Here is a 15,581-nt window from a genome sequence, read left to right on the forward strand (position 1 = left end):
GCCCCGGCGCCGCAAGCCCCGGCGCCGCAAGGCCGGAGCGCAGCGCGGCGCTCGTGGCCAGGCTGGAGGCGGCGCTGCCCGGGGGCGTGCTCCACGTCACGGGATCGAGGCGGCTCGGCTGCGCGCTGCCAGGCGGGGACCTGGACCTCGTCGCCGTGCTGCCGGGGCCCGTCGATCTCGACGCAGTCGAGGCGCGGGTGCGCTCGGCGCTGCCCGAGGGGTCGCGCGTGCGGCGCGTGGAGGCGATCCGCGTGCCTGGGCTGGAGTTCTGCGCGGCCGGCCTGGACGTGGACCTGACGATCGTCGACGCCGGAGCGACGCCGCCCCCGCAGGCCGTCGCGCGGCGCCTCGCGCTGGGCGAGGCCGCCGCGATGGCCCTGAGCGCCGTGACGGACGCCGACGCGGTGCTCGCGGCGGTGGAGGCCGCGCCAGATCCCGCCGGGGCCACGCGGCGCCGCGAGGCGTTCCTCATGCTCGCCCGATCCGTCAAGGGGTGGGCGCGCGCGAAGGGCCTGGACGCGGCGCCGTTCGGCGGGTTGCCGGGCCTCGCGTGGCTGGTGCTCTCGGCGCGCACGGTCCGCGAGGCGCCAGACCTCGATCCAGGGCGGCTCCTGGCCAGCTTCTTCGGGAGCTGGGCGGCCTGGGACTGGCGCCGTCCGATCGCGCTGGATCCCTCGGCCCCGGCGGTGGGTGCGCCGGAGGATCCCGCCCGCGTCGCGACGCCGACACCGCCTCTGCGCTCGTGCAGCGATGGCGTCGGCGCGGCCGCGCTCGCGACGCTGTCCGAGGAGCTCTACGCGGCCTGGGAGGCGGTCGAGGCAGCCCTGGCCGCAGGGCGCGATCCGCTGCCAGAACTCTGCGCGCCTCCGCCGCTGCACCGGCGCCACGCTGCCTGGGCGGTGATCACCGTCGAGGCCCCGGGGCCCGAGGCGCTCCCTGCCGCCGTGGGCCGGGTGCGCGGCCGGATGCGCGCGCTCCTGTCCGCCCTGGAGCGCGCGGGCGTCACGGATCTGCGGGCCTGGCCGCGCGCGTTCGACACGGGGCCGCGCCTCTGCCGCTACGCGGTCGGGCTGGGGCAGAGGCCCCCCGCGGCCGATGAACTCAGGAAGGTGGTCGGGCCCTGGGCGGCCGGTTTGCACGGGGTCCACGTCGAGCACGTCGAAGGCGGGGCCGTGCCCACGCTGCGCTGAGGCCTGCGCCTGGTTCCTGCGCACCCGGCCGTCACGGCGCTTCTGGGTTCATGAACTTGACGGAGTGGGTGGTGGTGACCGCTCCCCCTTCGGGCTGCGGGAAGGTCATGGTCTTGAAGACCGCCTGCACGCAGCTCACCACCTCCATGTCTTTCATGCGGGAGGCGACGTCCTGGACCTGCGTGACGCTCCCGTCCTTGCCGATGGTGAAGCGCACGGTCACGCGGCCCTCCAGCATCGGGTCGTTCGCGAGGGCCTTATTGTAGCAAGCGTGGATGCGCCCGACGTGCCGCTGCACGACGCGCCGGATGACCTCCGGGGGGAGCTTCCCGGGGCCCGTGGTCGTGCCTTGCCCCGTCCCGGTGCTGCCCCCGGTCCTGTCCGCGGCGGCCGTCCCGAGGACGAAGCCTTCCCGTGTCTCCTCGGAGTCATCGGCAAGGAAGACTGACCCGCTGAGCGGGTCGGCGGCGTGAGGAGATGCGGGTCTGGCAGCGGGAGGCGCCGGCCCGGCAGCGGGAGGCGCTGGCTCGGCGGCGGGAGGCGCCAGTTCGGCAGGCGCGGGCTGCGGGGACGTGGGCGCGGCGCCTGAGGCCCCCGGCGCAGTCCTGGTGCTGTCCGTGCCCGCAGGGGACCCGGCCCCGAGGTCGACCACGGCGACCGCAACCGGCGATGCCGGGGGCGGCTCCGCGCGGCACCCCGGGGCTGCGAGGAGCGGGAGCAGGGCAAGGGGAAACGCGCGCGAGGTCATGCCTCCACGCTCCGTGTGCGCTCGGGGCACGTCAAGGGGGCCGCATGGCAGGCCGCTCCACGCTCTGCCACCGCGCTCTGGCCTCGCCTGAACTACACGGCCGGGGACATTGTCCGCTTCCCGAGGCGAGGGCGTCAGGCCCGAAGCGGCAGAACGCTCTGGAGACCGCGGGTGGATCGCGGAGTGGGAGGCCCCGACGAGCTTTGCTCGGCGGGGGGCGGGGACGCGAGCCCCCGCCGTGTGAATGCCCGCCGTGGCCATCCCGGTCTCTCCCGTGCCCGCAAATCGAACCCTGCGGCGTCCTCCCCCACCTGCATCTCCGCGAAGCCTGCATGAAGTCTGGGCTGCAGCCACAGCGACGATACCTCCCACGAGAAGGGCGCGAGGCTGGCGCGGAAGTGGGCAATCTCGGGCCTGGCCTGGTCGTTCAAGACGCCCGCGCCGCTGCCGCAGGCAGCGAAGGCCAGCACCGCGAGCGGCGCCACCTCGGCGCAGAGGACGAGGCCCCTGGAGGCCGTCGAGCCACCCAGGCCGAGGTTCACGTAGTTGCGCAGAGGCTCCTCGACGCCGGTCTTCGTCATCTCGGCAGCGTCGGCCTTGGGCGTCACGTCCACGGCTGGCGCCTGGGCGCCCGGGGACTCGGCGCGGGCGAGGCCATTCACCCAGAGGATGGCCACCAGGGCCCTGCACCGAGGTGGCCAGGCTTCATGCGTCGGCCTTTATATCCGCGCGACGGCTGGATCGCCGCCCGAAGTTCCGAGTTGACGGCGGCGGCCGAGACAGATTCCCATCAGGAGTGCCGTCCCCTGCCGGGCGGCACTCAGGTGGTTGTCCGTATGATCATCATCAACACCACGAGATCCCTCCGTCGCGGGCCGCCGCCCTCTCAGCCGATGCCGCCTCACCTCGTCGGCCAGGTGCAACGGGGGATCGATCTGCTGATGACGCGGATCCTGGGGTGTGAGTCGTGCGAGCAGGAGTTCAGGACGCTGCCGCGCGGGCTCTCATTCACGCAGATCGTCAACCTGGGCGTCTACGTCAACTACCATCCGGCAAACAACACCGACTGGGGCTGGATGGATACCGGCTATCCCCAGGACATCGTCCTCACCCCACTCGCGATCCGGATGGGGCGCTGGGCCATCGCAGGGACCATCGTCCACGAGATCGCGCACCTGAACGGCGCCCCCGGCGGGAACGACCACGCGGCAGAGCACACGCTGAGCAAGTGCCGGTTGATGTCCCAGAACGGGCCTTACGATCGCAACATCGTGGGCTGAGAGGCTGACGAAGGACCGGCGGGGCAAGGGCACGCGCGGCTCGCGCCAGCCGCGGTGATCGGTGGGTGGCCCAGGCCGAGGGCTCCCACGCGCGCGGACACCTACGGGGCGAGCCGCTTGCGGTAGTCGCGCGGGGAGAGGCCGAGGTGGCGCTGGAAGGTGGCGCGCATGCGCTCCTCGTCGCCGAAGCCGCACTGCTGCGCGATCTGGTCGATGTTGCGCGTCGCGTGCTCCAGGAGCCGCTTCGCCGCCTCCAGCCGGAAGTGCTCGACGGCCTTCGCAGGCGTGCGGCCCGTGGTCTGCTTGTAGACGCGCGCGAAGTTGCGCGGGCTCATGTGGACCCTCTCGGCCAGAAGCTCCACGGAGAGGTGCTCGCGGTCGAGGTTGTTCGCGATCCAGAGGTGCAGCTCCTCGAAGGCGGCGCTCTCCTGAGCCTGCGCCTGGAGCAGCTCGCTGAACTGGGACTGGCCACCCGGGCGCTTGAGGTAGACGACCAGCTCACGCGCGACCTCCATGGCGACGTCGTGCCCGCAGTCCGCCTCGACGAGCGCCAGGGCCAGGTCGATGCCAGCGCTGACGCCCGCCGAGGTCCAGGTCTCGCCCTCGCGCACGAAGATGACCTCGCGGTCGATCTCGATGCTCGGGAAGCGCTCCTGGAGGCGGTCGCACAGGAACCAGTGCGTCGCGGCGCGCTTGTGATCGAGCAGCCCCGCCTGGGCCAGCAGGAAGGCGCCGCTGCACACGGAGGCGGTGCGCCGCGCCCGCGCGGAGGCCTGGCGCAGCCACGCCACGAGCGGCTCGGCGCGGTCGAGGACCTGCTCGATCGCGACCGACCCCGGGACGATGAGGGTGTCGACCGCAGCATCGGCGAAGTCGGAGAGCCGCGCAGTCTGGAGCGCGACGCCCTCCGCCGAGCGCACGAGCCCCCCCTCCAGGCTGACGGTATGGCGGTCGTACCCGGGCAACCCGCGCGCCTCCAGGGTCTTCGACGCGGCCCAGAACACGGTCTGGGGTCCGGTCAGGTCCAGCAACCCCATGTCGTGGAAAGCCACGAACAGCACCTGCCGCGCTCCCCGCAGCGGTGGCAGAAAACCAGGGTTTGTTGTCATGACGGTCCGGCCCTCCCACGCCTAGAGTGAGACGTCAACGGCACGGGGCAGCGGGGGGCGGCCGCGTGAGATGTCAACGGCACGAGGCGTCGCGTGGCGGCGTGAGGCGTCAACGGCACGAGGCGTCGCGCGGCGGCGTGAGGCGTCAACGGCACGAGGCACCACGAGGCGCCGCAACGCAGCACCGCAACCATCCCCTCGTGCGTGGAGAGTCAGGATCGAACCATGAAGATCGTCGTCATCGGTGGTAGTGGGCTCATCGGGTCGAAGCTGGTCGCGCACCTCCGTCGAGGTGGCCACGAGGTGGTGGCCGCGTCCCCTTCGTCAGGCGTCAACACCCTCACGGGCGAAGGGCTGGCCGAGGCGCTCGCCGGCACCGAGGTGGTCGTCGACGTGGCGAACTCGCCGTCCTTCGAGGACAAGGCCGTGCTGGACTTCTTCGAGACCTCCGGGCGGAACCTGCTCGCCGCAGAAGCCGCGGCAGGCGTGAAGCACCACGTGGCGCTGTCGGTGGTGGGAACCGAGCGCCTCCTGGAGAGCGGTTACTTCCGGGCAAAGATGGCCCAGGAGACGCTGATCGAGGCGGGGACGATCCCGTACACAATCGTGCGGGCGACGCAGTTCTTCGAGTTCCTCCCCAGCATCGCCCACCTGGGTACGCAAGGGGACACGGTGCGGCTGACGCCCGCGCCGATGCAGCCCATCGCGTCGGACGACGTGGCCACCCTCCTGGCCGACGTGGCCGTGGCAGCGCCAGCGGGCGGGAGGATCGAGATCGCCGGGCCCGAACGGGCAGGCATCGCCGAGATGGTGCAGCGGTACCTGACGGCGTCGGGGGATGCGCGGAAGGTGGTGGCGGATGAAGGGGCGGGGTACTTCGGGGCGGCGGTGGACGAGAGGTCGCTCGTGCCAGGCGACGGGCCGCGGATCGGAGAGACGACGTTCGAGGCGTGGTTCGGGCGGCAGAAGAAGGGGGGCTGAGGGCGGGGCGCTGCGGTACCGAGCCACTGGGTCCACGGGGTAGCGGAGCTGCACCGAGGTGTACGCGTGTCGATGTCGGTGGGGAGCGGGACCCGAGGGAGCCATGTGGACAGCTTGACGGCGTCGCGCTGGTCGTGGTCCATACAGAGTAAGAAGGATGCCGTTATCGTCTCGGCGCGCATCCGTGCGCGTTCGTTCTCCCTCCTCTTCCACCCCCTCTTCGACCGCACGCCGCCTGTCCTGGCCGCGCGTTGCGCAGCCACGTCGCGCGCCGGGTGGGCACCCGTTCGTCTCCGAGAGGACTCCAGCATGAGCTCCGATTCCAGACCGCCCCGCGCTCCCGATACGAGCGATGACGACGCCATCGACACCCCTCGTCGTCCCGATGCCGGAGGGGGTGACGCGGTGGCCAGGCTCAGCCCGCGAAGCGCAGGTGGGCTGCTCGGGCTTGCCGAACTCGCGCAGCCACGCGGAGGGCCGCGCAGCGCGGAGGACGCGGGCTCGAACGAGGACGCGTCAGGAACGGCTCGGGACCTGCGCGGAGATGTGCAGCAGGCGATGCGCTCCCTGGGCGCGGCCATGGACGAGGCGTTCTCGGCCGCAGTGCGCGCGACGCAGCCCTCTGGCGTGGACGGGGCGGGAGGAGGCGCAGGCGGCTCGGCGGGGGACGCCGAGGCGACGCTCGAGGCACAGATCGCCTCGGATGACACGCTCACCGTGCATCAGTTCTCGGTCCACGAGCGGATCTCCTCGCTCTTCAACGTCACCCTCATCGTCCACTGCAAGAATCCCGACATCAGTTTCGAGGGAGTGGTGGGTCAGGACGCGAGCTTCACGCTGAGCAGCGGGAGCCATACCCGGACCTGGGCGGGGATCTGCAACCACATCCAGCAGCTCCGCGCGGAGGAAGACGGCGAGTCCACCTACGAGCTGAGCATCGTCCCCTCGCTGTGGGAGCTGACCCAGCGGCGCAACCACCGCATGTTCCAGCAGGAGTCGGAGCTGGACATCGTGAAGAAGCTGCTTGGCGAGTGGTCGATCCCGTTCGAGGAGAAGATCACCGGGTCCTACAAGCCGCGGAAGTACCGCGTGCAGTACGGGGAGAGCGACTTCGCCTTCATCTGTCGGATGCTGGAGGACGTCGGAATCTCGTTCTACTTCTCGCCCTCCGGGGGCTCGACACTGGTGCTCTCGGACGCGCCGCAGTCGAACCCTTCGCGAGGAGCGATCTGGTTCCACGACGACACCTCGACGGCTGCAGGGAAAGAGCACGTGACGGGCGTGCGCGTCGGGCAGCGGACACGCCCGGGCCGCTACACGCTGCGGGACCACGATTACCGGCGGCCGCCGAGCTACAAGCTGCTGAAGACGGCGGAGGACGCCAAGGCCAGCTCCGAGTCGAAGTTCGAGCGGTTCCACTACGTGCCTGGCTCGTTCCTGTTCCAGTCCGACAAGGGGGAGGACACGCCGGTCGCCGACGACAGGGGGAAGACGCGCGCGGACGAGAAGGAAGGAGAGGCGCTGGCGCAGAAGCGGCTGGAGGCGAAGCGGGCCACGAGGCAGGTCTGCTCCTTCGCGACCAACGCCCACGACCTGGCCCCTGGGGTGGTGATGAGCATGATCGATCATCCCAAGTCGGAGGTGGGGGCCGGCAAGAAGCTCCTCGTCGTGGAGAGCAGTCTGAGCGGGGCGCAGCGCGGCGAGTGGATGCAGCACTGCGAGGCCGTGAGCGCAGACGCGCCGTACCGGCCGGCCCTCGGGGCGCCGAAGCCGAAGACGAACGGGGTGGAGAGCGCGACGGTGGTGGGTCCGCCGGGGGAAGAGATCCACTGCGACGAGTTCGGGCGGGTGCGGGTGCACTTCCACTGGGACCGCGAGAGCCAGATGAACGACAAGAGCTCCTGCTGGATCCACGTGAGCCAGCCCTGGAGCGGCGCCGGGTACGGAGGGATCAACCTGCCGCGGGTGGGGCAGGAGGTGATCGTGGACTTCCTCGGGGGCGACCCGGACCGGCCGATCATCGTGGGGCGGGTGTACACGAACCTGCAGAAGGTGCCGTACAAGCTGCCCGACAAGAAGACGCAGAGCGGCTGGAAGAGCAACTCGACACCCGGCGGCGGTGGCTACAACGAGATCATGTTCGACGACGCGGCAGGGAAGGAACTCGTCAACATCCAGGCGCAGAAGGACCTCACCAAGCTCACCAAGAACAACGAGACCGAGAAGACGGGGGTGAACCGCACCATCAGCGTCGGAAACAACCGCGCGGCGACGATCGGCGCCGTCGACTCGACGCTGGTGGGCAAGCAGCACACGGTCACCATCGCCCAGCCCGCAGAGCCACCGCCCCAGATCGCGCCCACCGGGACGGCCATGTCGGACCGGTTCATCTCGCAGACCACGGGCGAGTCGGTGCTCACCATGAACGGCCCCGACGTCGACCTGACGGTGCAGGGGAACATCTCGATCAACGCCGGCGCGAACATCAGCATGAGCGCGGGGGCCAACATCAAGATCACCGCCGCCACGAACATCGAGACCTCGGCCGGGGTGACCATCACCAACACCGCGGGCGTGACGATCATCACCACCGGGGGGTCGGTCGTGGTCGTGAAGGCGGGCGACGCGGTGGCCGTGGAGGCCAAGGTAGTGCAGGTGAAGGGCGACGCCGTGGAGATCACCGCGACGGGGCCGGTGGACATCAACGGCGAAGTCATCGATCTCAACTGAGCCAGGGCGCGGACAGGGGCACCGATGATCGTCCGGAACTACACCCGCTTCTGGCCCTTCATGTTCAGCGGCGAGGATCCCGAGGGGCGCGCGTTCGGGGTCTTCGTGCTGCGCGGGGCCTTCACGATTCACCCGGGCGGCGTCGCGGCGCTCACGCCGGAGCAGCCGCAAGTCGCGGGCGCGGACGTGTTCCACGGAGACCGGCACACGTCGAGCCTACGGATGGAGGGGGACCTGGCGCCCTTCAAGCCGAAGACCGACATCCACGTCAACGCCACGGCGCACGCGCCCGGGGGGTGGCCGACGCCGGCGTGGCTGGTGCGGGCCAGGGTCGGCAAGGTGGAGAAGGCGCTCCGGGTGACGGGGCCGCGGCGCTGGGTGCGCGAGGGGGATGCGTACCGCCTGACGGAGCCAGAACCCTGCGCCGAGGTGCCCATCCGGTACGAGCACGCCTTCGGGGGCACCTTCCAGGACGCCTGGGGGGAGCGCGCGACCTTCGCGCAGAACCCGCTCGGGAGGGGCTACGTGCCCGAGGGGAAGACGCCGACGGACGTCACCGTGGAGGCTCCGCGGATCGAGTCGCCCGAGGCGCCCGTCACGGAGCTCGGGCAGGTGCTCGCGCCGGAAGGCCTCGGCCCCATCCCGCGCGCCTGGATGCCCCGGCGGGCGTGCGCGGGGACGTACGATCAGGCCTGGCGCGAGGAGCGGTGGCCGCGTGCACCGCTCGACTTCGACTACCGGTTCTACAACAGCGCCCACCCCGATCTGGTGTACCCCGGGTACCTGCGGGGGAACGAGGTGGTGGTGCTGGAGAACCTGCACCCGGACGGGCAGCTCGCGTTCACCTTGCCGGGGTACGAGCTGGGCCTGATCGCGCTGCTGGAGACGGGATCGCGCGCGGTGGTGCCGATGCTGCTCGACACCTTGATGATCGACGTGCCCGAGGGGCGGCTGTACCTGACGTGGCGCGGGGTCTTCAGCAAGCGGCGGCCGATCCGGGCGCTGGAGGCTTGCATGGCGGCGCCAGGAGGAGGCACCCGTGGCCGATAACGAGGGCACGCGCAAGTCGGGCAATTTCTGGGTCGTCTCCATCCAGGACGACGTGTGCCTGACCCCCGTCGGGGACGAGTCGATCCCGATCCCCTACCGCATCCGCGCCCGTCTGACCGACAGCGTCAGCGACGCGACGACGGTGCAGATGAAGGCCTTCGATACCAGCACGATGGCGAGCCGGATCGAGCGCGTCGAGGGCGACGAGGAGGGGACCGACGGTGGCATCAACAGCGGGGTGAACCTCGGGTACTGCCGGCCCATCACCCACAGCACCACGGTGCGGGCCGAGGGGAGCTACGTCATCTACCGCTCCTCGCACTACTGGATGAACTGCGACGGCCCCGACGGGCTCGGCAACACCTTCGGCGAGGTGGTCTTCCTGCCCGACGGCGTGGAGCCCGGCGTGGGGCCGCTCGTCGATCTCGATGCGATGCGGGAGGAGGCGGAGAAGAGCTGGTGGGACGACGCCTCGGGGTGGGTTCATGCCGGGCTGGATGTGGCGGGGTTCATCCCTGGCGTCGGCGAGATCGCCGACGGGCTGAACGCGGCCATCTACCTCGCGGAGGGGGACTACGCGAACGCGGCCATCTCGGCGGCCGGGATGATCCCCTTCGCGGGCGCCGCGGCGACGGGCGGGAGGCTGGCCGCCAGGGCTGGCAAGGCCGCCCTCGGGACAGCCGCGGAGAAGGGCACGCAACGCATCACGCGAGAAACCGCCGAGGAGGTCGCCGCGCGGACCACCAGGGAGGGCACCGAAGAGGCTGCCCAGCAGGGCGCGAAGCAGACGGATGGCGTGGAGGTCAACGGGGGGAGCGGCGGCAAGGGCGACGCGAACGCCGGGAAGGGCGACGGCCCCGACAAGCCCGGGGATTCGTCGTGCTCGTCGAAGAAGGATTGCACCGCCGAGGGGCACCCCGTCGACGTGGCCACGGGAGAGGTCGTCGATGAGGCGACGGACCTGTCCTTGCCCGGGGTCATCCCGCTGGTCATCGAGCGCCGCTATGCGGCGTCACGGCGCGACCACCGCGACGCGGCCCTGGGGCCCGGGTGGTCGTTCAGCCTGGAGCAGTGGATCGAGGAGAGGGAGGCTTCCCTCGCGCTGCGCGACGGCGAGGGGCGGTGGATCCACTTCGACAAGGTGGAGGCCGGTGGCGCCTCGTTCCACCGGCGGGAGCGGCTGGAGCTGCGGGTCGGCGGCGACGGGACCTACCGCGTCCACGACCCCGAGAAGCGCCTGACCCGCGTCTTCGAGGGGACAGGTCCGAAGGCGCTGCTCTCCGCGATCGAGGACGCGAGCGGCAACGCGATCCGGCTCCACCACGCGGGGGGCGTGCTCGCGCGCGTGGTGGACACGACGGGGCGCGAGGTGGTCTGCACCTGGGAGGGCGGCCGGCTCACGCGGCTCGACGCGTGGGTGGAGGGGCAGGTCGCGCAGTCGGTCGCGTACCGGTACGCGAAGGCGGGCACCCTGGCGGCCGTGGTCGACGCGGTGGGGGGCGAGGAGGCGTACGAGTACGACGGCTCCGACCGGATGGTGCTCGCCAGGCTCAAGAACGGGGTGTGCTTCCAGTACGCCTACGACGACGAGAGCGGGCGGTGCGTGAAGACGTGGGGCCCCGACGGCCTGCACGAGGTGGCGCTGTACGCGGACCTCGGGGCGGGGACCACGCTGGCGGAGAGCGAGGAGCCGAAGGTCTACACCTGGAACGACGCGGGGCTGGTGACGCGCGAGGAAACCACGACCGGGGAGGTCCTGGCCGAGCGCGTGTACGACGCCGATCTGTTCGTGGTCGAGGAGCGCAACGGGGCCGGGGACGCCACCCGGTTCGAGCGCGATGCGCGGGGCCACCTGCTGCGGGTGGTGGACGCCGCGGGCAACGCGACGGCGTGGCGCTACGAGGGGGACCGGCCGGTGGCGCGCACGGGGCCCGACGGGCTGGAGACCACCTACGGGCACGACGCCCAGGGGAACCTGGTCGAGGTGCGGTTTCCGACCGGGGTGACGTACGCGCTCTCCCACGACGCGCGGGGGCGCCTCTCGGCGATCGCGGGGCCGGAGGGCCCGGTGGTGCAGTACGAGTACGACCGGCAGCACAACGTGATCGCCGAGACCGACGCGCGCGGCGCGCGGACGGCGTTCACGTACGACGGGCTCGGGCGCCCCACCGCGATGACGGACGCGCTCGGGAGGACGACCCGGCTCACGTACGACCGGCTCGGGCGGCCCGTGGAGCTGCAGCAACCCGACGGATCCACCACGCGGCAGACCTACGACGCGCAGGGCAACGTGGCCTCTGTGACGGATGCGCTCGGGCAGGTGACGCGGATGGAGTACGCCGGGACGGGGGTGCTCACCCGGGTGACGCAGCCCGACGGCGGGTGCTGGTCGTTCCGGTACACGTCGAAGGAGCGGCTGCGCGAGATCGAGAACCCGCTCGGGGAGGTGTACGCCTTCACGTACGACGCCGCGGGTCGTCTGGTGACGGAGCGGACCTTCGACGGGCGGGTGCTGCGGTACGGCTATACGAAGGCCGGCCACCTGGCGCGGATCGATTACCCCGACGGGAGCTTCCGGGCCTTCAACCACGATCGCCTGGGCAACATCATCCTGGAGCATTCGAGCGACGGGATGGCGACCTACCCCCGCGACGCGCTGGGGCGCATGCTCGCCGCGGTCGTGGAGGAGGGGGAGCGCAAGGTCGTCACCATGTTCGAGCGGGATGCGTTCGGGCGGATCGTGACGGAGCGCCAGGGCGACAAGGCCGTGCGGTTCGCGTACGACGCGCGGGGGCGCCGGACGAAGCGGGTGCTGCCGAACGGGGCGACGACGCACTACGCGCACGACGCACTCGACGCACTGGTCGGCGTGGAGCACGACGGCTACCGGCTGGACATCGAGCGCGACGTGCTCGGGCGCGAGCGCTGGCGAGGTAGCGTCGGCGGGCCGGTGTCGATCCAGAGCCAGTACGACGCCATGGACCGCTTGATCGAGCAGCAGGTGGCGGCGTCGGCTCCGGGGACGGAGATCGCGAAGAGCGTGATCACGCGGGCATGGAGCTACGACGCGCTGGGCCGCGTGACGCAGATCCAGGACGGGCGCTGGGGCGCGACGACGTACCGGTACGACCGGATCGACCAGCTCGTGGAGGCCCAGCGGGGCTCCCTGCGCGAGGTGTTCGCCTACGACGCCGGGGGCTCGCTGCGGAAGATGCTGGCGGGCCTGGAGGCCGAGGTGGGCGGCGCCGCGTGGGAGGTGGCGCCCGGGAACCTGCTGGAGCAGACGGAGCGCGCGAAGTACACCTACGACGCGCGCGGGCGGCGGGTGGTGAAGCTCGCCCTGGGGAGCCGCGACGAGGGCGCCGAGGCGGCAGCGACGGCCTACACGTGGGATTGCCGGGACCGGCTGCGGGAGGTGCGCCAGCCCGACGGGACGCGGGTGCGGTTCTCGTACGATGCCTTCGGGCGGCGGGTGCGGAAAGAGGTGGTCCCCGACGGCGCGGAGACCGCGGCGCGCGTGGTCGACTTCGTCTGGGATGGGGACGAGCTGGCCGCGGACCTGGAGCGCGCCCGGGGAGTGCGGGTATTCGTGCACGTTCCGGGGACGTTCGTGCCGCTGCTGCAGTCAGAGCAGGGACAGGTGTTCGCGGTGGTGAACGACCACCTGGGGATGCCCAAGGAGTTGGTGGGGCCCGATGGGCGGGTGGCCTGGTCGGCGGCGCACTCGGCGTGGGGCCGGGTGGTGGAGGTGTGGAGGGATCCGGCCGCGCAGCAGAAGCAGGCGGTGGAGAGCCCGTTCCGGCTGCTGGGGCAGTACGCGGATGAAGAGACGGGGCTCTGCTACACGCGGTTCCGGTACTTCGACCCGGAGGTGGGGCGGTGGTGCAGCCCGGATCCGCTTGGATACGCCGGTGGCGATAACCTGTCCGGGTTCGATGGTGCTCCGAGCTTCAAGGTGGATCCCTTGGGTTTGCAATCCGACTGCCCGAGCGATGGCAATGGAAGTCAAAAGAAAGCACGCAACCGTCCGCCGGACCCATTGCCTGAGGCGGAGGGAAGGCCGCACACAATCATCGAGAAGCCTGGGCCTGAAGGCCAATACACTACTCACAATGGGGATGGGACGTTCAAGCAATATCGAGGCTCGGGCAAGCCCCACTACGATATTCCTCGACCGAACGTAAAGGAGAACAAGTTGAATACCACGCCGGATGGTAAAGCCATCCCAGGTAGGCCAACAGTTCGACCAGCGAAACCTGACGAGATACCTGGAGGTGGGTGAGGTATGCAAGCGGTTCTGTCTGACTATGAGCGATGGCGTTCTTCCAACCCCCCTGGCTCATTCTCACTGGCTGATTACGTACATGCAACGATGAAGACGGCGCGGTTGTCCGCCGATGTCGTGATTGCGCTCGCGAGACTCATCTGGCCTGACTTCGTCGAGATCGACGGACGAGTGTTCCTCGTTGCACAATATTCAGATTTGAAGCTAAAAGAGCTACGCGCTCAGGGATTTGACGAGACCGAGGCTCAGTACTGGATGAATCTATTTCCAGTCGAGGGACTACTGGGGGATGAAGAGTCTCTTCAACCCGACCATGAAGACGAGTTCGCCGCTATCCTGGAGCATTCATGGGCTGCGAAGCTCGCAGCAGACTATCCTGGAAGGCGTTTTATGGTCAAGACGGCTCGAGACGGGGACGTTGGAGACGTCTGTGTCGTGTTTACCAATGAACCTGTATAGGCTACAAGAAGGTGTCATCGGCTTCAAAAGACACGGCCTGAGCTGGCAAGCTCGTTATCAAAACAAATTCTAATCAAGCGCTCATCCGAGTCGATGATTGAGGCTTTCCCGAATTCCAAAGCTGTACTCTAAAACTACAGGCGTGCCGGACGCGCCTCCGGGCGTCGAGCCTGACCCCAGCGGAACAGGATGAGAGCAAGGCACATTCTGGCACCGAAGTTCGCATTTGACCTATGCAGCACCGGAGAACGATTCACATCAACGCCAACCGGAGCGCCAGTTCCTGATCACACCGCTCACGGCGATCACCCGTAGCATTGCTTTGTCGCGATGGTCAGGAGAGAGTCGCAGCTCCGCCATCACTCGCGCCCCGAAGCGAACACATGCCGGTAGCTCTTTCCCGACACTCTCAGGCACGAAAGCGGCCACCCGTGCGCCTCCTCCGGGGGCGTGAAGGAGGGTGCGAATGCGCGTCTGCGACATGACCATTCGCTTCTGAAAAAGCCGGTTCTCTAGCAGCGCGCGCTCCACGTGCGCGTCGATCGTCCGCAGGTTCACCTCCTTGGCGCTCTGAGCGAGCGCGTCCTTGAGCTGGGCAGTCATTCCCTCGACGACGCTCGTGGCGCCCTGGACCCAGGGCATCTTGAAGGCTTCATGGATCGCGTCCACGGCATCCTTGAGCCGCTTGTCGCGCACTGCGAGAGGACTGACGGCAGCGACGAGGGCCTTCAGGGTCTCGACCTCGTCGAAGAGCAGCTCCAGCTCGCCGGCGACCAGGGCGAGCGGCGGCGTGAAGGCGCCGTCGTCGCCGATGGCGTCGGCGATGACCTGATCGAGGGCGTCGACGGTCAGGGGCTTGCCGCGGGCGAGGATGGCGAGGATGTCGCGGCGGTCCTTGGCGGAGGGGCGCTTGCCCTGGGGGGCGTCGTCGTCGAGATCCTCGTCGTCGGGGCGCGGTTTGACGTCGGCGAGGAGGTCCTTCCAGGCGGGATGCTTGCGGATGCGGAGCATCGAGGCGGGGTTGAACCAGAGGAGGTCGATCACCTCGCGGGCAGGGTGGGCAGGCGCTGCGGCAGGGGCCTGGCGTGGCGCGCTCGCTTGTACGGGCGCGGCCGGGAGGTCGGGAAGCGGCGAGGAGGCCGAGCCGAACATGGCCATCTGGCCGATGGAGGCCTTCTTCGCAGGGTCCGGCACGGCGTCGAGGCCGGCGGGGTACGCAGGGAGGAAGCCGGGGCCGGAAGGGTCGCCGCTGGGGGAAGGGCGCACGAGCGAGGGAGGCGCGATGGCGTGGCCCGACGGAGGGAGGGCGACGTCGCCCGGGAGGGGCATGGGGGCTGGGCGCGGCTCCGGGAGGGAGGCAGCGAAGGGGAGGACGTTGATGGGCTGGGCGCTGGCGATGGGGGCATTGAGGGTGCGGATGATCTCGTCGTCGGCCTCGTCGGGGTCGGTGATGGTGAGGCCTCTGGGGCTGCTCCCGGCAGGCTCGGGGAGGCGGGCGCCAGGGTACCGGTGCTGGGTGGGAGGGGCTTCGGTGATGGTGGCCGGGGAGGCGCCGTCAGCGACGTGGGGCGCGGAGGCGGCGCTGGCGCGCTCGGCGGTGATGGCGATGCGGCCGGCTTCCTCGGGGTGGCTCAGGGCGAGGCGGCCGCGCCAGACGAGGGTGCAGAGGGCGCGGTCGGTGTCGATCCAGAGGGTGTCGCAGAGGAGGGGGAGGTCCTCGCGGGCCTTGCTGGCGCGCTCGGCAACAGC

Annotated in this window: 10 protein-coding genes and 1 pseudogene; 7 read left to right on the forward strand and 4 right to left on the reverse strand. The window is 70.2% G+C overall.

The window, feature by feature from the left end; all coding sequences use genetic code 11:
• A partial coding sequence (locus tag CAP_RS37795) for a poly(A) polymerase (RefSeq protein ID WP_044250015.1) occupies nucleotides 1-1,190 on the forward strand: 1,190 nt, incomplete at its 5' end.
• A gap of 31 nt (nucleotides 1,191-1,221) precedes the next feature.
• Here CAP_RS37795 and CAP_RS37800 read toward each other — a convergent pair.
• Nucleotides 1,222-1,938, reverse strand: a complete 717-nt coding sequence (locus CAP_RS37800; RefSeq protein ID WP_044250016.1) for an AgmX/PglI C-terminal domain-containing protein — start codon at nucleotides 1,936-1,938, stop codon at nucleotides 1,222-1,224.
• A gap of 134 nt (nucleotides 1,939-2,072) precedes the next feature.
• The gene (locus tag CAP_RS37805) at nucleotides 2,073-2,615 is read right to left on the reverse strand and encodes a hypothetical protein (protein ID WP_052376694.1); all 543 of its coding nucleotides are present in this window, start codon (nucleotides 2,613-2,615) and stop codon (nucleotides 2,073-2,075) included.
• 159 nt (nucleotides 2,616-2,774) lie between these two features.
• On the opposite strand from CAP_RS37805, the gene CAP_RS37810 reads away from it, so the two are divergent.
• Nucleotides 2,775-3,218 (forward strand): M35 family metalloendopeptidase, encoded by a 444-nt coding sequence (locus CAP_RS37810; protein ID WP_044250018.1) that lies wholly within the window; start codon nucleotides 2,775-2,777, stop codon nucleotides 3,216-3,218.
• A gap of 101 nt (nucleotides 3,219-3,319) precedes the next feature.
• Here CAP_RS37810 and CAP_RS37815 read toward each other — a convergent pair whose 3' ends face one another.
• Nucleotides 3,320-4,327 carry a GlxA family transcriptional regulator gene (locus tag CAP_RS37815; RefSeq protein ID WP_044250020.1) on the reverse strand — a complete coding sequence of 336 codons (1,008 nt, stop codon included), beginning with the start codon at nucleotides 4,325-4,327 and terminating at the stop codon, nucleotides 3,320-3,322.
• A gap of 225 nt (nucleotides 4,328-4,552) precedes the next feature.
• On the opposite strand from CAP_RS37815, the gene CAP_RS37820 reads away from it, so the two are divergent.
• From CAP_RS37820 to CAP_RS51420, 5 genes are all read left to right on the forward strand, one after another.
• Nucleotides 4,553-5,308 (forward strand): SDR family oxidoreductase, encoded by a 756-nt coding sequence (locus CAP_RS37820; RefSeq protein WP_044250021.1) that lies wholly within the window; start codon nucleotides 4,553-4,555, stop codon nucleotides 5,306-5,308.
• A gap of 309 nt (nucleotides 5,309-5,617) precedes the next feature.
• On the forward strand, nucleotides 5,618-8,038 hold the full coding sequence (locus tag CAP_RS37825) for a type VI secretion system Vgr family protein (protein WP_052376695.1): 2,421 nt from the start codon (nucleotides 5,618-5,620) through the stop codon (nucleotides 8,036-8,038).
• A gap of 24 nt (nucleotides 8,039-8,062) precedes the next feature.
• Nucleotides 8,063-9,088, forward strand: a complete 1,026-nt coding sequence (locus CAP_RS37830) for a DUF2169 family type VI secretion system accessory protein (RefSeq protein ID WP_052376696.1) — start codon at nucleotides 8,063-8,065, stop codon at nucleotides 9,086-9,088.
• Nucleotides 9,078-13,370: a DUF6531 domain-containing protein gene (locus CAP_RS37835; protein WP_044250022.1), complete on the forward strand. Its 4,293-nt coding sequence runs from the start codon at nucleotides 9,078-9,080 to the stop codon at nucleotides 13,368-13,370. Before CAP_RS37830 ends, CAP_RS37835 begins: the two co-directional genes overlap by 11 nt.
• 90 nt (nucleotides 13,371-13,460) lie before the next feature.
• A complete protein-coding gene (locus tag CAP_RS51420; RefSeq protein ID WP_156041499.1) occupies nucleotides 13,461-13,832 on the forward strand; it encodes a hypothetical protein in 372 nt (123 codons plus the stop codon).
• Nucleotides 13,833-14,090: 258 nt separating this feature from the next.
• Here the strand turns inward: CAP_RS51420 and CAP_RS52950 are convergent.
• Nucleotides 14,091-15,581, reverse strand: a pseudogene (locus CAP_RS52950) (hypothetical protein); the annotation flags it as partial.

This window comes from Chondromyces apiculatus DSM 436, from assembly GCF_000601485.1.
Lineage (GTDB): Bacteria > Myxococcota_A > Polyangia > Polyangiales > Polyangiaceae > Chondromyces > Chondromyces apiculatus.

Coding starts and splice junctions, on each gene's coding strand:
- CAP_RS37800 (WP_044250016.1), bottom strand. CDS start 1,938: ATGACCTCGCGCGCGTTTCCCCTTGCCCTGCTCCCGCTCCTCGCAGCC.
- CAP_RS37810 (WP_044250018.1), top strand. CDS start 2,775: ATGATCATCATCAACACCACGAGATCCCTCCGTCGCGGGCCGCCGCCC.
- CAP_RS37815 (WP_044250020.1), bottom strand. CDS start 4,327: ATGACAACAAACCCTGGTTTTCTGCCACCGCTGCGGGGAGCGCGGCAG.
- CAP_RS37820 (WP_044250021.1), top strand. CDS start 4,553: ATGAAGATCGTCGTCATCGGTGGTAGTGGGCTCATCGGGTCGAAGCTG.
- CAP_RS37825 (WP_052376695.1), top strand. CDS start 5,618: ATGAGCTCCGATTCCAGACCGCCCCGCGCTCCCGATACGAGCGATGAC.
- CAP_RS37830 (WP_052376696.1), top strand. CDS start 8,063: ATGATCGTCCGGAACTACACCCGCTTCTGGCCCTTCATGTTCAGCGGC.
- CAP_RS51420 (WP_156041499.1), top strand. CDS start 13,461: ATGAAGACGGCGCGGTTGTCCGCCGATGTCGTGATTGCGCTCGCGAGA.